The following is an 18,033-nucleotide window of genomic DNA, read 5'->3' on the forward strand; positions in this document are numbered from 1 at the left end:
TTCCGGAGGTGGGGCGTATCTGCGAGGCCGTCTGCCGCTGGGCTGTGATGGCGTTCTTGCGCAGTTGTCTCCGGCAGTTCAGCCAAGCGAGGCATAATGGCCATTCTGATGATCGCCATGATGCAGCTCATCGGTTGCGTTCAACGCGGGTGATCCATCGGCAGCGCAGTGCAGCGCCCGTTTGGTGCTTCTCCGGCCTAACCCCTGCCTGTTCGAGTATTCCCAGGCGAAGTTCCTCGGTCGGCTGCAATGGGAGTGGAGGCAGCAAAAGGGCTCGGTCCGGACACGATGGTCTACCCGCGCCGCAACACCCATGCCGGCGCAGTCCGGCCGGCGTCGCCACGCTTGCCGAGATACGGTTGCAATTCGGCCAGGCTGCGCGGCTTCACACCCTCCTGCCAAGCCAGCCCCAGACCGGCGTCGAATACCCGTACTGCCGCGAGGCCGCCATCCTTGTAGGATTGCAGCATCGAGCCGGTGCCACGTCCAAGCACGGGCACCTGATCGAGCGGAAACACCAGCAGGCGCCGGTTTTCGCCGAGCACCGCCACGTGGTCTCCGAGGGCGGCAACGCAGGCGGCGGCGCGTTCGCCGGGCTTGAGGTTGAGGATCTGCTTGCCGGTGCGCTTCTCGGCGACCAGATCGGCGGCCTCGATCAGCAGGCCCTTGCCGTTGGAGGCGGCGATCAGGTGGCGCTCGGTGTCGCGCAGTACGAACAGGACGACCAGTTCCTCCTCCTTGGAGAGCTCCACCATGACGCGGATCGGCTGGCCGTCGCCGCGGCCGCGTGGCAGGTCGCCGGCGCGCAAGGTAAAGGCGCGGCCGTCGGACGCGAACAGGCACAGCCGGTCGCTGGTCCAGCATTCGAGTGTGCGGGAGAGTCCGTCACCCTCCTTGAATTTCAGCGCGGCAGGGTCGGCCGCGTGGCCGGGGCGAGCGCGTATCCAGCCCTGCTCGGAGAGGATGATGGTGATCGGCTCGGGTTCGCCTGCCGCGATCTGCGAGAGGTCGACCGGTTCGGGCGGCAAAGCGAGCGTGCTGCGCCTGGAACCCAGCGGGCCCGCGCCGAACTTGCGACGCATTGCTTCGAGTTCGGCGGCGATCCGCTTGGTGCGCAGCTTCTCGTGCGTAAGCAGGGCTTCGAGATCGCCACGCTCCTTGGACAGGCTTGTGTGCTCCTTGCGGATTTCGATTTCTTCAAGCCGGCGCAATGAGCGCAGGCGCATGTTCAGGATCGCTTCCGCCTGTGCCTCGTTGAGCGTGAAGGCGGCCATCAGTTCGGGGCGCGGCTCGTCGGCCTCGCGGATCACCCGGATTACGGCGTCGAGGTTGAGATAGACCGCAAGGAAGCCGTCGAGCACGTTCAGGCGGCGCTCCACCGCGGCCAGGCGGTGGCGGGCGCGTCGCTGGAGGACTTCATGGCGATGGTCGAGCCAAGCCTGTAGGACCGCACTCAGGCCCATCACCCGCGGCACCCGGTCGGCGCCCAGCACGTTCATGTTCAGCGGAAACCGGCTCTCCAGGGCGGTTGCGCGAAACAGCGTCTCCATCAGCACCTCGGGCTCGATGCCGCGGCTCTTCGGCTCAAGGATCAGCCGCACCTCGGTAGTGCTCTCGTCGCGCACGTCGCCGAGCAGCGGCAGCTTCTTCTGATCGAGCAGGTCGGCGATCTGCTCGATCAGGCGGGATTTCTGCACCTGGAATGGAATTTCGCTGACCACGATTTGCCAGGTGCCGAAGCGTCCTGGCTCGACCGCCCAGCGCGCGCGCAGGCGAAAGCCGCCGCGCCCGGTCTCGTAGGCCTGCCGGATCGCGGCCGCATCCTCGACGATGACGCCGCCGGTTGGGAAGTCCGGGCCCGGCATCGCCGCCAGCAGCGCGTCGAGCGAGGCCGCGGAGTCGCGCAGCAGCACCAGGGCCGCGGCGCACACCTCGCCGGCGTTATGCGGCGGGATGCTGGTCGCCATGCCGACGGCGATCCCGGCCGCACCATTGGCGAGCAGGTTGGGGAACGCCGAGGGCAGCACCACCGGCTCGTGTTCCTCGCCGTCATAGGTCGGCCGGAAATCGACCGCGTCCTCGTCGATGCCGTCGAGCAGCGCGCGCGACACCTCGGTCAGGCGCGACTCCGTGTAGCGCATGGCGGCGGCGTTATCGCCGTCGATCGAGCCGAAATTGCCTTGGCCCTCGACCAGCGGGTAGCGCACCGCGAAATCCTGGGCGAGCCGCACCAGCGCCTCGTACACCGAGGCGTCGCCGTGCGGGTGGTACTTGCCGATGACGTCGCCGACGACTCGCGCGCACTTCTTAAAGCCCGCGGTGGGATCGAGCCGGAGTTGCTGCATGGCGTAGATCAGCCGGCGATGCACCGGCTTGAGGCCGTCGCGCACGTCCGGCAGCGATCGTGACATGATCGTCGACATCGCATAAGCGAGATAGCGCTCGCTCAGCGCATCGGTGAGCCGCGTATCCTCTATGTGCCCTGCCCCGCTGGGATCCAACGCCATCACTCACCCTCTCGACCGTCGCGCCCGCCGCATGCGCGTCATTGCCCTGACGTTGCTGATGGTGGCCGGCACGGTCAACTATCTCGACCGCTCGGCCCTTTCCATCGGCAATGCGGCGATCCGCGCCGACCTGCATCTGTCGGATGCACAGATGGGGCTGCTGCTGTCGGTGTTCGCCGTCGCCTACGGGGTGGCGCAGCTCCCGGTGGGCATCCTGGTCGACCGCTTTGGCCCGCGTCGGGTGCTCGGCCTCAGCCTGGTGCTGTGGTCGCTGGCGCAGGGAACGGCGTCGTTCTCATCGACGCTGCGGCAGTTCGTGGTGGCGCGCGCCGCTCTCGGGATTGGCGAGTCGCCGATGTATCTCGCCGGCACCAAGGTCTGCAGCAACTGGTTCGCGCGCGCCGAACGCGCCTGGCCGATCGGGCTGTTCAACGCCTCCTCGGCGCTGGGGCCGGCGATCGCGCCGGGGATCCTCACCATCCTGCTGCTGCATTACGGCTGGCGGTCGATGTTCCTGATCATCGGCGCCGCCGGGCTGGTCGTCGCCGTGCTCTGGCCGCTGCTCTACCGCGATCCCGAGCAGTACGGCATCTCCGAGGCCGAGCGTGCCGCGATCCATGCCGGCGACGACGACACCCCGGATCACGGCGGCTGGACCGTGCTGCTGCGCCAGCCGACGAGCTGGGGCATGGCGTTCGGCTTTCTCGGCGTTATCTACATGACCTGGCTGTATGGCACCTGGCTGCCGGACTATCTTGAGCGCGCAAGGCATCTGTCGGTCGCCGCCGCCGGGATCTGGACCTCTGTGCCGCAGGCCTGCGGCTTCCTCGGCGCGCTGCTCAGCGGTCTCGTGGCGCGCTGGCTCGCGCGCTTCGGGGTGCAGCCACTGGCCGCCTGCAAGCTGCCGCTGATCGCGGGCATGCTGGTCACCGCCGCCTGCACCGCGAGTGCGGCGCTGGTGCATTCGGTGCCGGCGGCGATTGCCCTGGTCAGCCTTGCGCTGTTCTCCGCCAGCCTCGCCTCGTCGTGCGGCTGGTCGATGGCCTCCGTCGCCACCAGCCCGCAGCGGGTGGCAACCCTGGAGGCGATCCAGAATATCGGCGGTTCGGTCGGCGCCGGTCTGGCGCCGGTGATCACCGGCGAGATGGTCCAGCTCACCGGATCGTTTACGCCGGCCTTGCTGTTCGCCTCTGGAATCGCTGTCCTCTCCGCCCTGATCTATGCCGTGTTCGTGCGCGAACCTGTGCGCGTGCCAAGCTGAGGACCGCCGCCATGCAGATCGGTTTCGTGGGACTGGGTCCGATGGGCGAGCCGATGGCGCGGCGATTGCTCGATGCCGGGCACGACCTGCGCGTCTTCAACCGCACCGCTGCCCGCACCGAAACCCTGATCGCGGCCGGCGCGCATCGCGCCAAGACGCCAGCGCAAGCGGCCGACGGCGCGGACATCGTCTTCTCCATGCTCGCCAACGATGCGGCCGTGGAAGCGCTGGCACTCGGCGCGAATTCCATCGCGGACGGGCTTGGCCGCAACAACGTGCATGTCTCGTGCAGCACGATCTCGCCGGCACTGTCGACGCGGCTGGCAGCTGTGCACGGCGAGCGCGGTCAGCTCTATGCCGCCGCCACTGTGCTCGGCCGGCCGCCGGCGGCGGCGAGCGGCGACCTGTTCATCGTGCTTGCCGGCAGCGAAGACGCGCGCACGCGCATCTCTCAGCCTCTGTCCCAGCTCGGCCAGCGCACCTTCGAGCTCGGTGACGATCCGGCCCAGGCCAACCTGGTCAAGCTCGTGCTGAACTTCATGATTTTCTCCACCATCGAGCAGATGTCGGAGATGTTCGCGCTGGGCGAAAAGGGCGGCGTGGCACCAGCCAAGCTGTTCGAAATCCTGACCAACAGCTTCTTTACCGCACCGGTGCACCGGAACTACGGCAAGCTCATGGTCGATAAACATTTCAGCCCGCCTGGTGCGGCGGTGCCGCTGGCGGCCAAGGACACCCGCCTGCTGCTCGCCGCGGCGGAGCATTTGTCGGTGCCGGTGCCGATGGCCTCGCTGCTGCGCGACCGCTTCCTGGCGATGACCGCCAAGGGCGAAGCCGGCCTCGATTTCGCGGCCCTCGCACTGCGCGCACGCGACGATGCCGGCCTCGACTGAAACGAAAGGAGCACTACCATGCCCAATTCCAAAAACCTGGTCTGGTTCATTACCGGCTGTTCGACCGGCTTCGGCCGTGAACTCGCCAAGCTGGCGCTGGAGCGCGGCGATCATGTCGCACTCACCGCGCGCGATGCGGGCAAGCTCGCCGACCTCGCGCATGACTATCCCAAGCAGGCATTGGCGCTGGCCCTCGATGTCAACGATAAGCATGCGGTTGCCGAGGTCACGCGCCAGGCCGAGGCACGGTTCGGCCGCATCGACGTGCTGGTCAACAATGCCGGCTACGGCTATCTCGCGGCCATCGAGGAAGGCGAAGATGCGCCGGTCCGCGCCATGTTCGAGACCAACGTGTTCGGCCTAGTGGAAATGACCAAGGCGGTGCTGCCCGGCATGCGTGCCCGCAGGTCCGGCCACATCGTCAATATCTCCTCGATCGGCGGCCTCGCGGGCTTCGCCGCGACCGGCTATTATCATGCCACCAAGTTCGCGGTCGAAGGTCTTTCGGAAAGCCTTGGCGCCGAGGTCGAGCCGCTCGGCATCAAGGTGATCGCCGTCGAGCCCGGCCCGTTCCGCACCGACTGGGCCGGCCGGTCAATGCAGCAATCCGACACCCACATCGCCGACTACGACGGCACTGCCGGGGAACGCCGCAAGCAGACCGCGGCACGGTCCGGCAACCAGGCAGGCGATCCGGTACGCGGCGCCCAGGCGATCATCACCGCGGTACTCTCCGACACGCCGCCGCGCCATCTGCTGCTCGGGCAAATGGCTTATGATGTCGCTACGAAGAAGCTCGACAGCCTGCGTGCCGAGTTCGAGGCCTGGAAGTCGGTCACAGTGGGCGCGGACTATCCGGGGTAGGACGGTCAGCGGCACCCGATCTCAAACCGTCGCTTGTAGCCCCGCGATCAACGCCGCCGCATGGCTTCGGCTGGAAATGCTCCGAAGGCTGCCTTGTAAAGGCTCGCGAAGCGGCCGGGGTTGGTAAAGCCGTAGCGCCGGGCGACATCGCCGACCGTCGCCTCGGCGTCGCTCTGCGCCAACGCCTGCCGCGCCGCCTCAAGCCGGGCCCGTCGCATCGCCGCCGCTGGCGTCGTATCGCGAAAGCGGCGGAAGCCGAGCTGCAGCGCCCGCACGCTGCACCCCGCGGCTTGCGCGACCTCATGCATCGCGACGGGCTGCCCCGCACGCGCGCGGATGAAGTCCTCGGCCCGTCGCACCGTGCGCGGGACTGGCGAGCCTGCCGCCCCGCGCGCGAGGCGGGTCGTATAGCTGTGCGGCAGCGCTTGCAGCAGCGCGTAGAGCAGGAGGTCCGTGAAGGATTGGCGCGCAATGCTATTCAGTGCAAAGGAATGCGGATCCGCGAGCTCTTCGGTGAGCAGCGACACCAGGCTCCTGATCGCCCGGCCCGGCCCGGACTCCCAATCGAGGTCGGGCGCGAACTCGAGGGCGCTGCCGGGTGGCTCGCCTAGCAGGGCGGCTAGCCTGCGCTCCAGGCAGGGCGCGGGGATCCAGACGGCTTGGCGCTCATGCTTGTCCGCGGCACGCAGTTGCGTGCCGGGCCGCCCGCGGTAGATCGCCCCAGTAGCCGCGTCCAGGTGGAGCGGCGCGGCACCCCCAGGGCCGCTCATGGCGCCGACGCCGCGCAGTTCGAGCGCGCCGCGCCGCACGGACAGGATGCAATAGTCGGGCAGGCCCGCCTCGGTGATCGTGAGCACCGTGGCAAATCGATTGGCGACGTAGGCGACGTCGAGCCCGTCGAGGCCGCTGGCGCCGCGCGTCGCGAGCACCTCGCCCGGCGTCTCGGGCCGTGGGCTCCTGCCGGCGAACTGCTCGCGCAGGCGCCGGAAGCCGGGATTGCGGAAATACGGCTGGAGTTCCGGCAAATAGGCGTCGCTCTCCAGCCCGTCGAGGCTGCGGATGCGGGCGAGCTTGAACCTGCCGAGCAGCAGCGGCTCGTCATCGATCGGCAGCGCCTCGGTTGCCATCAGACGATGCTCCCGGCCGAGAGGGGGCCGCAATCTCCGGCCCGCGCGCCATAACCGGTATTTAGGGCAACAAAGACAAAATGCGCAACGCTCGGACAGATCGCGAAGCAAAGTTCATGCAGCTCTCTCATCGCCCTTGCGCCCGGGTCGCGTCCGCATCTCTGCTGCGAGTCAAGGCGCGGGCATGAAGCGCAGCCCGCCGTGCCGCGCCGGGAGACCAACGTCCCAGGGAGCACCCGCCATGTCCGCCTCGATCAGCAGCAATGGGCCAACCACCTTCGGCTACACCGGCGCCGTCGTGCAGGCATCTGTGCAGACGACCGGCATCTACTACGTCGTCGCCTACGGCGCTCAGGGCGGCAACATCGAAAGCAATGCGGGCGGTCTTGGTGCCGAGATCGGCGGCGAGGTCGTCCTCACGGCAGGCGAGACCCTGGCCATCGCCGCCGGTGGCCAGGGCGGAAACAGCCCGAATCCCCGGGATGGCGGCGGCGGCGGCGGCGGCGGCGGCAGTTTCGTGGTCGGAGCGTTCAACACGCCGCTTGTCATCGCGGGCGGCGGCGGTGGCGCATACTACTCCTACGGCGACCCCGGGCAGACCGGTACCTCCGGCACCGCCGGCCCCGGCTCCGGCGCTGGCGCCGGCGGCACCAACGGCGGCGGCGGTGGATACGGCGGTAGCGGCTTGTACGACGACGGGGGCGGCGGCGGCGGCGGGTTCTCGGGGAGCGGCGGTTCCAACCCGAACAGAGGCGGCGGCGGTGGTGGCGGCGGCTACCCTGGTCTCGCCGGGGGTGCCGCGGGGACAAACGGCGTCAATGGCGAAATTGGCGGCTTCGGCGGCGGCGGAGGATCCGGCAATGCGGGCGGCGGCGGCGGCGGCGGGTACAGCGGCGGCGGCGGCGGCGCTTTTGTCCCCGGTGAGATCAGCGGCGTCAACGGCGGCGGCGGCGGATCTTTCGACAGCGGGACCAATCAGTTGCTCGTGGCGGGCGAGAACAGCGGCAACGGCTCCGTCGTCATCGCCCCGGTCGATAGGCCGGCCATCAACGGCACGGTGGCCGGCCAGGCCACGTCGAGCACGGCGACGATCCACCTGTTCGCGGGCGTGGTCATCAGCGACCCCACCCTCGGAACCCTGCCCGAGATGGTGACGGTGACGCCCAGCACGACCACGAACGGCGCGCTGTCGGACCCCAACCTGGGCAGCGACCACAGCACGATCAGCAACGGCACCTACACGGTCACGGGCACGGCGGCGCAGGTTCAGGCAGACCTCGAAGGCCTCGTGTTCACGCCCGCCGCGCTCGCGCCGAGCCAGTCGGCCACGACGGGCTTCACCATCGACGACACCAACGTCGCGGGCCAGAGTGCCAGCGACGGCACGACCTCGGTGGTCGTCACGAACCCTGCCCAGCCCTCGACCATCTCGGGCACGGCGGCGGCCCAGGCGACCACGGACGAGGCGGCGATCACGCCCTTCGCCCTCGTCGCCATCGCCGACCCGAACGCCGGCAGCCCGACCGAGACGGTCACGGTGACGCCCAGTTCTACCGCGAACGGCGCGCTCTCGGACCCGAACGCGGCGAGCGACGGCAGCACCGCCGGCGGTGATGCGATCACTCTCGAGGGAACAGCGTTCCAGGTCACCGCAGCACTCGACGGCCTGGTGTTCACGCCCGCGGCGCACGAGGTCGCCCCCGGCCAGACGGTCACGACCGGGTTCACCATCACCGACCTGAACTCGGCAGGCCAGACCGCGACCGACCGCACCACGACGGTGGTGGCGACCGCCGTCAACGACGCGCCCACGATCAGCGGCACCCAGGCGGGCCAGATGACGACCGATAACGTCGCCCTGCAGCCCTTCAAGGGTGTCTCCGTCACCGACCCCGATTTGGGCACCCAGGTCAGCCTCGCGATCACGCTCAGGACCAGCGGCGGTGCCGCGACCGAGGCCAACGGCACGCTCTCGGGCAGTGGCCTGACCAGGACGGGGGTGGGCACCTATGCGCTGGCTGCCAGCAGCCCGGCGACGCTGACCTCGGAACTGGACGCGCTCGCCTTTACGCCGACCCAGGCCGAGGTGCCGGCGGCCCAGACGGTAGCGACCACCTTCACCCTGGCCGCGAGCCAGACCGCGGGCGGCAGCACCGCCACCAGCACGGACAGCACCACCAGCGTGGTTGCCACCGCGCTGAACTACGTCAATGGCCCGGCGGGCGGTCACGCGGTGCTCACCGGCACGTCGGGCGCCGACGTGATCACCGCGCACGGCCAGTACAACGCCATCTTCGGCAAAGGCGGCGCCGACATCATCAACGCCGGCGACGGTGCGGCAGCGGTCATGCTCGGCACCGGCAACGCCTCCGTGACCCTGGGCGGCAGCGCGAACCTAGTGATCGGGGGCGCGGGTAACGTGACCGTGACGGGTGCCCCGGGCGGCTACACGTCGGTCACGCTCGGCAGCGGCAACGACATCGTGCAGGTCGGCGGCAGCCACGACGTGATCCTGCTCGGCAACGGCAACAACCTGGTGAGCGGCACGGCACGCATGGCGTTCATTGCCACCGGCTCGGGCAACGACACCATCACGCTCGAAGGCAGCGGCAGCACGGTCAATGCCGGCGGTGGCACCAACACGATTACTGGTGGCAGCGGCGGCGACAGCTTTGTGCTGCCCAGGGCGAGCCAGGGCTTCGACCGCATCACAGGCTTCTCAGAGACCAATGGCGACGTGCTGGATTTGCGCGAGGCCATGGCGGGCACGCAATGGAACCATCGGCCAGCAACATTGGGCGACTACCTCAAGGTCACGGACAGCGGCGGCAGCGCCACGCTTTCCATCGCGCCCACGGGCAGCGGGGCGGGAACGGCGATCGCCTTGCTGAACGGGTCGGGCAATGTCGGCCTCGCCGACCTGCTCAGCCACCATTCACTGCTGACCTGATACCGGGGAACTTTGAGGCCGACGGCTGTCGAAGAAGGCCAGGGCTTTGCTGGGGCGTCATGCGAAAGCGTGCTCCGCACGACAGGCCCCAGGCCCCCGTTCCTAAAATTACAGGATTCCTGAGGCTTGCCTTTGGCGGGATCGAGCCACGAAGTGGATCGATGGGGCAGAGCCCCTCGCCTTACGCGCCCCCTGACAACTGCACAACGATCTCCAGCAGCCGAACCCGCGCCGCCGGCAACGGCCGGTTGCGTTGGCCGAAGGCGTCGCGCGCCAGGAAGTGGCCGGTCAGGCGAAGCCCGTCGCACCACTCGGCGGGAAAACCGGCGTATGTTTCGTCCAGCAGGAGGGCGGGCAGCGGCAACAGCCGATCGCGCCATTCGCTGGCCGCGTCGGCGCACACCGCACGGCCGGTGCGCGGCGAGACGAAGGCGAGGCCGTCGGTGGCGCCGGTGATGGCGCAGGCGCTCAGGTCAAGACCGTAGCCCAGATCGGTCAGCACCAGGGATTCCCAGCGCAACAGAGCGGCCGGCCCGAATGATGCGGCTTCGGCCGGATCAAGGCTGAGTAGCGTCAGCAGGCGCAGCAGCCCCTCGAAAATGCGCGGGTGCGGTTCGCGCTCCGGCAACAGGCTATCGGCGATCGCGCAGCTTGCGGCCAGCATCGCGAGGGGAAGGCGATGGTCCAGCACCCGCGCGGCGGAGGCGTGCACCAGTTCCGCGGTGAGCGCACCGAGCTGTTCGGGGAGGCGCGCGACCCAGCGCGCCGAGATCAGGTTGCCAGCCTGCCAGAGTGCCGTTTGTGTTCGCGCGCTGCCACCGCGGACGAGGCCGCGGAAGGCCCCGTGCGCTTCGGTCAAGACGTGGGCGATAAGTCCGCTCTCGCCGTACGGGGCGGCCGAGAGCACGATCGCGGGCGCCTCCCATTCCACGGGAGACGCTGTGTCTCAGGCCTCGGCCGGCTTGTCGATGCCTTCGCCGAGCTGGAAGCGTTCGAAGCCGGCGAGTTCGCCGCCTGCCTTCTTGACGACCACGCGCACCCGGCTCTCGCCGTCATGCACCCAGACCTGCTCCAGCAGCACAACTTCCTCGTAGTATTTGCGCACCCGCCCCTCGACCATCTTCTCGATTATGGCGTCTGGCTTGCCGGAGGCGCGGGCCTGTTCCATCAGCACCGCGCGCTCGCGCTCCAGTGCCGCCGGATCGACAGCGTCGATGTCAAGTGCCGCCGGGCGGGCCGCAGCGATATGCATGCCGACTTGGCGGCCGAGCAGCTCCAACGCTTCGCTCTCGCTCGGCGCCTCAATTGCGGCCAGCACGCCGATTTTGCCTAAGCCCGGACGGAGAGCTGAGTGCATGTAGGTGGCGACCACGCCGGATTTGACGCGCAGCACCTTGGCACGACGCAGCGACATGTTTTCGCCGATCGTGGCGATCAGATGCGTCATCTCGTCGGCCACGGTGTGTCCGGTGCCCGGCATGGCGGCCGCGCGGATGGTGTCCAGGTTGTCGCCAACAGCGAGGGCCACCTGCGTCACCGCCTCGACGAAAGACTGGAAGCTCTCGTTGCGGGCGACGAAATCGGTCTCGGAATTGACCTCGATCATGGCCGCGATCTGTGGTGCCGAGGCGATGCCGACCAAACCTTCCGCGGCCACCCGCCCGGACTTCTTCGCCGCTGCCGAAAGCCCCTTCTTGCGCAGCAGATCGACGGCCTGCTCGATGTCGCCATTGGTTTCGTCCAACGCGCGCTTGCAGTCCATCATGCCGGCGCCAGTCTGCTCACGCAGCGCCTTGACCAGGGCAGCCGTTACCTCGGCCATCAGTCATTCTCCTCAACAATGCGTGTCACGGCGCTCAGCTGGCGTGCGCGGCCGCGGCCTCTGCGGCGACCTCACCGACCACCTCGGAGGCGGACAACTCCGGCGCCATCTCCACCGGCAGCTCCTCGGCGGCGCCGTAATCCTGGCCAGACGCGCCAAGCTCGGCGCTGATGCCGTCGAGCACCGCAGACGAGATCAGGTCGCAATACATGGTGATCGCGCGGATCGCATCGTCGTTGCCGGGGATCGGGTAGGTGACGCCGACGGGATCGGAGTTGCTGTCCAGCACCGCGATCACCGGAATGCCGAGCTTGGTGGCCTCCTCGACCGCCAGCTTTTCCTTGTTGGTGTCGATGATGAACAGGATGTCCGGCAGCCCGCCCATTTCCTTGATGCCGCCGAGCGAACGCTCCAGCTTCTCCTGGTCGCGGGTGATCTCGAGGATCTCCTTCTTGGTCAGCCCGTGCGTGTCGCCGCTGAGCATCTCCTCGATCTGGCGCAGGCGCTTGATCGAGCCGGTGATCGTCTTCCAGTTGGTCAGCATGCCGCCGAGCCAGCGATGGTTGACGTAATACTGCCCGCAGCGCTTGGCGGACTCAGCGACATGCTCCGCCGCCGCCCGCTTGGTGCCGACGAACAGCACACGGCCGCCGCCGGCGACGGTGTCGCGCACCGCCTTGAGCGCACGGTCGAGCATCGGCACGGTCTGCTGCAGGTCGATGATGTGGACCTGGTTGCGAATGCCGAACAGGAACGGCGCCATGCGCGGGTTCCAGCGCCGTGTGTGGTGGCCGAAATGCACACCGGCTTCGAGCAACTGACGCATCGTGAAATTGGGCATCGCCATCGGCGTGTCCCTCCCTTCTGGTTGTGCCTCCGCGGGTGCCAGTCCGCACGGACACCAGAACCAACCCGCGTGCGAATTACCGCGCCCGGCAACACACCCGGCTCGGCACGCGGGATATGGCCAAAACCGCGTTGAAGTGCAAGCCTGCCGCGATGCGCACGATCACAGTCCCCACCAGCCTCGGCACCGAGTTCCCTATTCGCCGCATCCTCTGTGTCGGCCGCAACTATGCCGAGCATGCCCGCGAGATGGGCGGCAACCCCGACCGCGAACCGCCCTTCTTCTTCTCCAAACCCGCTGACGCGGTGCTCACCGGCGGCGCCGACATGCCCTATCCGCCGGCGACCTCGGCGCTGGAGCACGAGATCGAGCTGGTCGTGGCCCTCGCCTCCGGCGGCGCCGACATCGCGGCCGAACAGGCACTCGATCATGTGTGGGGCTACGCCGTCGGCCTCGACATGACACGGCGGGATCTGCAGGCCGAAGCCAAGCGCGCCGGTCGCCCCTGGGACATGGCCAAGGGCTTCGACCATTCCGCCCCAATCGGGTTGCTTGTGCCGGCAGCGCAGGTCGCGAACCCGAACGCCGGCCGGATCACCCTGCATGTGGGCGGCAGCCTGCGACAGCAGGGCGACCTTGCGCAGATGACCTGGTCGATTGCCGAGACCATCACTGCCCTCTCCCGGCTGATCCGCCTCGCCGAGGGCGACCTTATCTTCACCGGAACGCCGGCTGGGGTGGGCAAAGTCGAGCCGGGTGACCTGCTCGAAGGCGAGATCGAGGGCGTGGGCACAGTGCGCACCCGAATCGCGTTCAACTTGTGAGTGCAGGCCTGATGGAGGCGCCACATGCGACGCATTGAATATGATCGCTACGGCGGACCCGACCTGATGCATCTGGCCGACGTCGCGCCGAAGCTACCGGCTGCGCACGACGTGCAGGTGAAGGTGATGGCGGCGTCGGTCAACCCGGTCGACTGGAAGCTGCGCGACGGCGCGCTGAAGCTGTTCAGCGGCAAGAACTTTCCGCGAGGCATGGGTTCGGACTTCTCCGGCGTGGTCCAGAGCGTCGGGCCGCAGGTCACGCGCTTCAAGGTTGGCGACGACGTGATCGGGACGACGACACCGAAAAATTCGGGCGCCTTTGCCGAACTGGTGACCACCGCGGACAAACTGCTGGTCGTCAAGCCCGCGGCACTGTCTTACGCGCAAGCCGCGGTGCTCCCGATCCCGGGCGGCACCGCATGGATCGCCCTGGTCGAGAAGGCCAAGCTGCAAGCCGGGCAAAGGATCTTCGTCAATGGCGCGCTTGGCAGCGTCGGCCGCGCCGCGATCGCCATTGCCAGAATGCGGGGTGCGACGGTGGCCGGCCGGGTCGGCGCGCACAGCCTTGCCGAGGCCAGCACCTGCGGGCTGGATCCGGCCCTCGACTACGCCAAGTCAATCCCGGCCGATCTGAACGGCGCCTTTGACGTGGTGTTCGACACCAACGGCAGCCTGAGTGCGGCCGACGGAGACCGGCTTCGCAAACCCGGCGGTGTCGTCATCGACATCAATCCGACCACGTCGAAGCTCCTGCGCATGCTGCTGTCTCGGCACCGCAAGCTGGTCTTCTTCAACGGCAAGGCGAAGACGCTGGAGAAGGTCGTAGCACTGGCGGCTAATGGTCAGCTGTCGCTGCCGATCGGAGACACGGTCAAACTCGACAAGGCGATCCCAGCAATCACGGCGCTGGAACGTGGCAAGCGCCAGGGCGGCAAGCTCGTACTTCAGGTCAACTGACTACTGCCGACGGATCAATCCGGTAAGTTCGGATGTTTGACATCATCAAGGATGATCTGTCGAACGAACGGACAAGAGAATTGCTGGCCATCCATCTGGCTGGGATGCACGCGAATTCGCCCCCTGGAGCCGTCTTTGCTCTCGACCTGTCCAGCCTGCAAGTGCCCGGGATCACGGTGTGGAGTGTCTGGCAAGCCTCCGACATCGTCGGTGTCGGTGCGCTGAAGGAGCTTCGCGGCGGCAGCGGCGAACTCAAATCCATGCGGACCCATCCGGATCACTTGCGCAAGGGTGTCGCGGCGTTCCTGCTCGATTTCATGATGCGTGAGGCCAGGGCTCGTGGACTGCAGCGGCTATACCTGGAGACGGGCAGTGGTCCCGCGTTTGAGCCAGCACTTGCGCTCTATCGCCGACACGGCTTTGCGGAAGGCGTTCCGTTCTCGGATTACGTCAAAAGCGACTTCAATCGATTTCTTTATGTGTTGCTCTGATCGTCGGCTCATGGCAGCAGATACAGAGTTTATTGCCGTCAGGATCGCGAACGTAAGCGCCGTAATAGTCGGCGTGGTACTGTGGTCTGAGACCTGGCGGCCCCTCGCAGGTTCCTCCCTGCCGCACCGCCAGTGCGTGGAAGCGGTCGACGGAGTCCCTGGTTTTTGCAACGAACGCGACCATCTGCCCATTTCCGATAGTGGCTGGATTGTCGTCATAGGGCAGATTGATCATGAAGAGCGGCCTGTCCACACCGGGTTGCATCCAGCCAACCCAATGCGCCTCGCGGAACTTGCAGATGAGGCCAAGCTCAGCCATTAGGGGTTCATAAAACGCAAGCGCCCGCTCCAGCGAGTTTGTACCTACCGTTACGTGAGAAAAGATATCAGACCGTTGCCTCGATGGCGTTCATATCACTCTATCGGCTCGAACCGGGCGAACATCTCACTGGTCTCCGGCAGTTCGTGCAAAGGCACGTAGTCGCAGACGCCAGCGAAGCGTTCCCATAGCGCCAGCACCTCGGGATGTGCGTGGGCAGAATCTATCGCGCCGTCCCGCCACTCGAAGACTTCGATGATGACGCCATGCGCATTGCGCATCGCCAGCGCCGGCCGGTCGGTGGCCAGGCCAAGCGTGCGTAGCCGGGGCACGTGATCCCGTACGAGGTCCAGCAGGTCTGGGTCCCGTGCCGGCTTCGGCCGATATGCGACGATGACCATGTCCCCCATGCGTGATGCCTCTAATGCGTGGCTGACGCGGGCTGCGCCTTGGCCAAGGGCGGCCCCTTTTCCACCTCGGCCAGGTCCTGTGGGCGCAGCCATTTGCGGAACGCGGCCTGGAGCTGTGTCGGGGTGGTATTGAAATAGGCGGTGGCCGCGATCTGCGGCTGGTCGAGCGGGCGGCCGAGGTCGGTGAGATAGAGGTCCTCCATCGCCAGCGCGTCGGTGCTTGCCCGCTCCTGCGGCAGGCGACGCAGCAGCGAGGCCTTGGCCAGTCTGAGTTCGTCGTCGCTGACTGGCTTTTCCCGCATGGCGGTGAGATCGCGCAGCGCCAATGTCTTGGCGCGGTCGACGTTGCCGGCGTCGGCGCCGTAGGTGATCTCGTACTCGCCGCGTGTGCGGGTCCAGTTGAAGCGGCTGCCGACGGTATAGACATAGCCCGACTTGACCCGCAGATCGCGATAGAGCCGGGAGGAGAAGCCGCCGCCGAGGATCTCGTTGCCGAGATTAAGGGTGAAGTGCGCGGGGTCTGCGACGTCGAGCGGCAGCGTCTCGGCCAGTGCCACGCTGGTCTGCAGCGCGCTGCTGTCCGGCACGTAGGAATGCGACGGAAGGCTCGCCGGCACCGGCGGCAGGTCGATGTGCGGTGTGGGACCGGGCACCTTCCAGCCGCCGAACGAATTTTCGATGACCGCGCGTGCATGTGCCGGCGTGATGTCGCCGATCACCACGATGGTGGTGAGATCCGGCCGAAAGTTGCGCGCATAGAAGTCGTGCACGTCGGCCATGGTGAGGTGCATCACGCTGGCCGGGGTGGCTTGGCGCAGCTTGGGATCGCCTGCTGGCAGGACGGCCTTGTTCACCGCATAGCCGAACAGGTAGGCCGGCGATTGCAGCAGCCCGGCGACACCGTCGGCGGCCTCCCGGCGCACGACACCGAACGCCGCCGCCGGGAAGGCGGGGTGCAGCTCATTGTCGGCGAGCAGGGCCACGCCGCGGTCGAATTCCGGGGTCAGCACCTGCAGCGAGAAAACGGCGCCGGCGCTGAGGTTGGCGGCGATATCGTCGGCGGCCTTGCGAAAGGCCAGCCTGTCCAGATGGGTGGTGCCGTAATTGAAGAGATCCTCGGTGACCTGCGACACGCCCTCCCGGCCGGCCGGGGTCTGCATATCGGGATCCTGGCGGACCTGGCCGAACACCGAGATGGTGCGGCTGACATGCACCGGTTGGACGATCAGCCGCAGGCCGTTGGCGAGGGTGCTGACCGTGGGCGGCGGTCCGGGCGGCGGCACATGCAGTTGTGCCAGCGCACTGCTGGCCCATTGCGGCAGTGCCACCGGATGATCCGGGGTTGCATCGAACGATTCAGCCCCGCCGAAGCCGTGTGCTGCAATCCTGCGTCCGGCCTCGCTCGGGGTCAGCACCGCGGTGATCGCATGCGTGGAATCGAGATACAGCCGCGCCACGCGGTCGACATCCGCGGGGGTCACGGCCTTGTAGGCGGCGGCGATGGCGTTCGGCGAGGACAGGTTCTGGAAGGCCAGCGCCTGGGACCAACTGTTTGCAAGCCCGCTGATGCTGTTGTTGGCAAAGGCGAGCTGGGCCACTTCCTTGCGCTTGGCGGCCGCAACCAGCTCCGGCGACACGCCCTTGGAGGCTGCATCGGCCAGGATCGCACGCATGTGGGCCAGCAGAGGTGCCGGATCGCCGCCTTTCGGGAAGGCCGCGAGTGCGACCCCGAAGCCGACCGTCGCCTTGGGTTCATAGGCGAATTCGGCGGCCAGCGCCTGTCCCGCCGGCACCAGCCCGTAGAGGGCGCCGCGCTGGTCGCCGAGCACGTCGCACAGCACGTCGGCGGCGGCGAAATCCTTCGCCTGCAGGCCGGGCAGCCGGTAGGCGACGGTCGCGAACCCGACCGGATAGTCGGTGTCAAGCGCCAGCATTTGTGGCTTGACCGGTGTGAGCGCCACATCCGGTCGTGCCGGCAGCGTCTTGCGCGGGATCGCTGCGAATTCCGCCTTCACCTGGGCCAGCGCCTTGTCCGGATCGACGTCGCCCGCGATCACCAGGATCGCGTTGTTCGGCGCATACCACGCCTCGTAGAAATGCCGCAGCAAGGCCACGTCGGTGGCATCGAACGAGGGCCGCGTGCCGAGCGCGTCGTGCGCATACGGGGTGCCGGCGAACATCGCCGCCTGCACCTGCGAAATATAGGAATAGAACGGGCTGGAGAGGTCGCGCGACACCTCCTGCTCGATGGCGCCGCGCTCATGCTCCCAGTCTGCCGCGTTCAGGCTGAGGGCGCGCATGCGCAGCGCCTCGATATGCAGCAGTACGCCGAGATCCTCCGACGGCGCGGTATAGAAATACTGTGTCGCGGTCTCCGTGGTCTGGGCGTTGTAGCCGCCGCCGAGCCGCGCGCCGATCTCGGCGAGCTGGTTCTTGTCGAGCTCCCGGCTGCCGCGAAACATCATGTGCTCAAGCGCATGCGCGGTGCCGGGAAAGCCCTTCGGCGCCTCCAGCGAGCCCACCAGGTAGCTGATCTCCGACGTCACCACCGGTGCGAGCTGGTCGCGCACGATCACCACCCTCAGGCCATTGGCCAGCGTGTCGCGTAACACGTCATGGCGGACGCGTGCGTCGGCATAAGCGCCAGCCAGCGTCACGCCGAGAAACAGCCCAAATCCAGCCCGCCACTTCATGCCCTGCCCCATCCGCGATCCAACCGTCACGATATAGGCCAGCCACTCGGTTGACATAACCGCCCAGC

15 protein-coding genes are annotated in these 18,033 nt (G+C 67.5%); 7 read left to right on the forward strand and 8 right to left on the reverse strand.

The features are described 5' to 3' along the window. Window positions 1–293: 293 nt before the first annotated feature. Window positions 294–2,507 (reverse strand): DNA topoisomerase IV subunit A, encoded by a 2,214-nt coding sequence (parC, locus tag ACQY4K_RS05070; RefSeq protein WP_428393986.1) that lies wholly within the window; start codon window positions 2,505–2,507, stop codon window positions 294–296. 31 nt (window positions 2,508–2,538) lie between these two features. Here parC and ACQY4K_RS05075 point away from each other — a divergent pair, with 31 nt between their 5' ends. The 3 genes from ACQY4K_RS05075 to ACQY4K_RS05085 are packed head-to-tail and all read left to right on the forward strand — an operon-like array spanning window position 2,539 to window position 5,525. Next, complete coding sequence (locus ACQY4K_RS05075) at window positions 2,539–3,768, forward strand: MFS transporter (RefSeq protein WP_428393988.1); 1,230 nt, start codon at window positions 2,539–2,541, stop codon at window positions 3,766–3,768. Between the two features lie 11 nt (window positions 3,769–3,779). Next, complete coding sequence (locus ACQY4K_RS05080) at window positions 3,780–4,661, forward strand: NAD(P)-dependent oxidoreductase (protein WP_428393990.1); 882 nt, start codon at window positions 3,780–3,782, stop codon at window positions 4,659–4,661. Window positions 4,662–4,679: 18 nt separating this feature from the next. Beyond that, window positions 4,680–5,525 (forward strand): oxidoreductase, encoded by an 846-nt coding sequence (locus tag ACQY4K_RS05085; protein WP_428393992.1) that lies wholly within the window; start codon window positions 4,680–4,682, stop codon window positions 5,523–5,525. 47 nt (window positions 5,526–5,572) lie between these two features. On the opposite strand, the gene ACQY4K_RS05090 is transcribed toward ACQY4K_RS05085, so the two are convergent. Then, entirely contained in the window at window positions 5,573–6,652 is a 1,080-nt protein-coding gene (locus ACQY4K_RS05090) for a helix-turn-helix transcriptional regulator (protein WP_428393994.1), read from the reverse strand. Window positions 6,653–6,893: 241 nt separating this feature from the next. On the opposite strand from ACQY4K_RS05090, the gene ACQY4K_RS05095 reads away from it, so the two are divergent. Continuing rightward, a complete protein-coding gene (locus ACQY4K_RS05095; protein WP_428393996.1) occupies window positions 6,894–9,602 on the forward strand; it encodes a beta strand repeat-containing protein in 2,709 nt (902 codons plus the stop codon). A 181-nt stretch (window positions 9,603–9,783) separates the two neighbouring features. On the opposite strand, the gene recO is transcribed toward ACQY4K_RS05095, so the two are convergent. From recO to rpsB, 3 genes are read right to left on the reverse strand one after another with little or no spacing between them, the layout of a single operon-like run. Then, window positions 9,784–10,533, reverse strand: a complete 750-nt coding sequence (gene recO / locus ACQY4K_RS05100; RefSeq protein WP_428393998.1) for a DNA repair protein RecO — start codon at window positions 10,531–10,533, stop codon at window positions 9,784–9,786. A 15-nt stretch (window positions 10,534–10,548) separates the two neighbouring features. After that, the gene (tsf, locus tag ACQY4K_RS05105; protein WP_428394000.1) at window positions 10,549–11,424 is read right to left on the reverse strand and encodes a translation elongation factor Ts; all 876 of its coding nucleotides are present in this window, start codon (window positions 11,422–11,424) and stop codon (window positions 10,549–10,551) included. A 34-nt stretch (window positions 11,425–11,458) separates the two neighbouring features. Then, entirely contained in the window at window positions 11,459–12,271 is an 813-nt protein-coding gene (gene rpsB / locus ACQY4K_RS05110) for a 30S ribosomal protein S2 (RefSeq protein WP_428394002.1), read from the reverse strand. A 152-nt stretch (window positions 12,272–12,423) separates the two neighbouring features. Between rpsB and ACQY4K_RS05115 the strand changes: the two genes are divergently transcribed. Genes ACQY4K_RS05115 through ACQY4K_RS05125 form a run of 3 tightly spaced genes read left to right on the forward strand, consistent with a single transcriptional unit; the run spans window position 12,424 to window position 14,543 of the window. Then, window positions 12,424–13,095 carry a fumarylacetoacetate hydrolase family protein gene (locus tag ACQY4K_RS05115; RefSeq protein ID WP_428394003.1) on the forward strand — a complete coding sequence of 224 codons (672 nt, stop codon included), beginning with the start codon at window positions 12,424–12,426 and terminating at the stop codon, window positions 13,093–13,095. A 24-nt stretch (window positions 13,096–13,119) separates the two neighbouring features. Then, the gene (locus ACQY4K_RS05120) at window positions 13,120–14,052 is read left to right on the forward strand and encodes an NADP-dependent oxidoreductase (RefSeq protein ID WP_428394005.1); all 933 of its coding nucleotides are present in this window, start codon (window positions 13,120–13,122) and stop codon (window positions 14,050–14,052) included. Window positions 14,053–14,084: 32 nt separating this feature from the next. Beyond that, entirely contained in the window at window positions 14,085–14,543 is a 459-nt protein-coding gene (locus tag ACQY4K_RS05125) for a GNAT family N-acetyltransferase (protein WP_428394007.1), read from the forward strand. Here the strand turns inward: ACQY4K_RS05125 and ACQY4K_RS05130 are convergent. From ACQY4K_RS05130 to ACQY4K_RS05140, 3 genes are read right to left on the reverse strand one after another with little or no spacing between them, the layout of a single operon-like run. Continuing rightward, complete coding sequence (locus tag ACQY4K_RS05130) at window positions 14,515–14,928, reverse strand: VOC family protein (protein WP_428395978.1); 414 nt, start codon at window positions 14,926–14,928, stop codon at window positions 14,515–14,517. The genes ACQY4K_RS05125 and ACQY4K_RS05130 overlap by 29 nt on opposite strands. A gap of 29 nt (window positions 14,929–14,957) precedes the next feature. Beyond that, entirely contained in the window at window positions 14,958–15,272 is a 315-nt protein-coding gene (locus ACQY4K_RS05135; RefSeq protein WP_428394009.1) for a hypothetical protein, read from the reverse strand. A gap of 11 nt (window positions 15,273–15,283) precedes the next feature. Beyond that, entirely contained in the window at window positions 15,284–17,977 is a 2,694-nt protein-coding gene (locus tag ACQY4K_RS05140) for a M16 family metallopeptidase (protein WP_428395979.1), read from the reverse strand. Window positions 17,978–18,033: the final 56 nt, after the last annotated feature.

Origin of the sequence: Lichenicoccus sp. (assembly GCF_965276875.1) — a bacterium.
Classification (GTDB): domain Bacteria; phylum Pseudomonadota; class Alphaproteobacteria; order Acetobacterales; family Acetobacteraceae; genus Lichenicoccus.

Excerpts from the sequence above, each read along its gene's own strand:
- parC (WP_428393986.1), bottom strand. The coding sequence starts at position 2,507 with ATGGCGTTGGATCCCAGCGGGGCAGGGCACATAGAGGATACGCGGCTC.
- ACQY4K_RS05075 (WP_428393988.1), top strand. The coding sequence starts at position 2,539 with ATGCGCGTCATTGCCCTGACGTTGCTGATGGTGGCCGGCACGGTCAAC.
- ACQY4K_RS05080 (WP_428393990.1), top strand. The coding sequence starts at position 3,780 with ATGCAGATCGGTTTCGTGGGACTGGGTCCGATGGGCGAGCCGATGGCG.
- ACQY4K_RS05085 (WP_428393992.1), top strand. The coding sequence starts at position 4,680 with ATGCCCAATTCCAAAAACCTGGTCTGGTTCATTACCGGCTGTTCGACC.
- ACQY4K_RS05090 (WP_428393994.1), bottom strand. The coding sequence starts at position 6,652 with ATGGCAACCGAGGCGCTGCCGATCGATGACGAGCCGCTGCTGCTCGGC.
- ACQY4K_RS05095 (WP_428393996.1), top strand. The coding sequence starts at position 6,894 with ATGTCCGCCTCGATCAGCAGCAATGGGCCAACCACCTTCGGCTACACC.
- tsf (WP_428394000.1), bottom strand. The coding sequence starts at position 11,424 with ATGGCCGAGGTAACGGCTGCCCTGGTCAAGGCGCTGCGTGAGCAGACT.
- rpsB (WP_428394002.1), bottom strand. The coding sequence starts at position 12,271 with ATGGCGATGCCCAATTTCACGATGCGTCAGTTGCTCGAAGCCGGTGTG.
- ACQY4K_RS05115 (WP_428394003.1), top strand. The coding sequence starts at position 12,424 with ATGCGCACGATCACAGTCCCCACCAGCCTCGGCACCGAGTTCCCTATT.
- ACQY4K_RS05120 (WP_428394005.1), top strand. The coding sequence starts at position 13,120 with ATGCGACGCATTGAATATGATCGCTACGGCGGACCCGACCTGATGCAT.
- ACQY4K_RS05125 (WP_428394007.1), top strand. The coding sequence starts at position 14,085 with ATGTTTGACATCATCAAGGATGATCTGTCGAACGAACGGACAAGAGAA.
- ACQY4K_RS05135 (WP_428394009.1), bottom strand. The coding sequence starts at position 15,272 with ATGGGGGACATGGTCATCGTCGCATATCGGCCGAAGCCGGCACGGGAC.
- ACQY4K_RS05140 (WP_428395979.1), bottom strand. The coding sequence starts at position 17,977 with ATGGGGCAGGGCATGAAGTGGCGGGCTGGATTTGGGCTGTTTCTCGGC.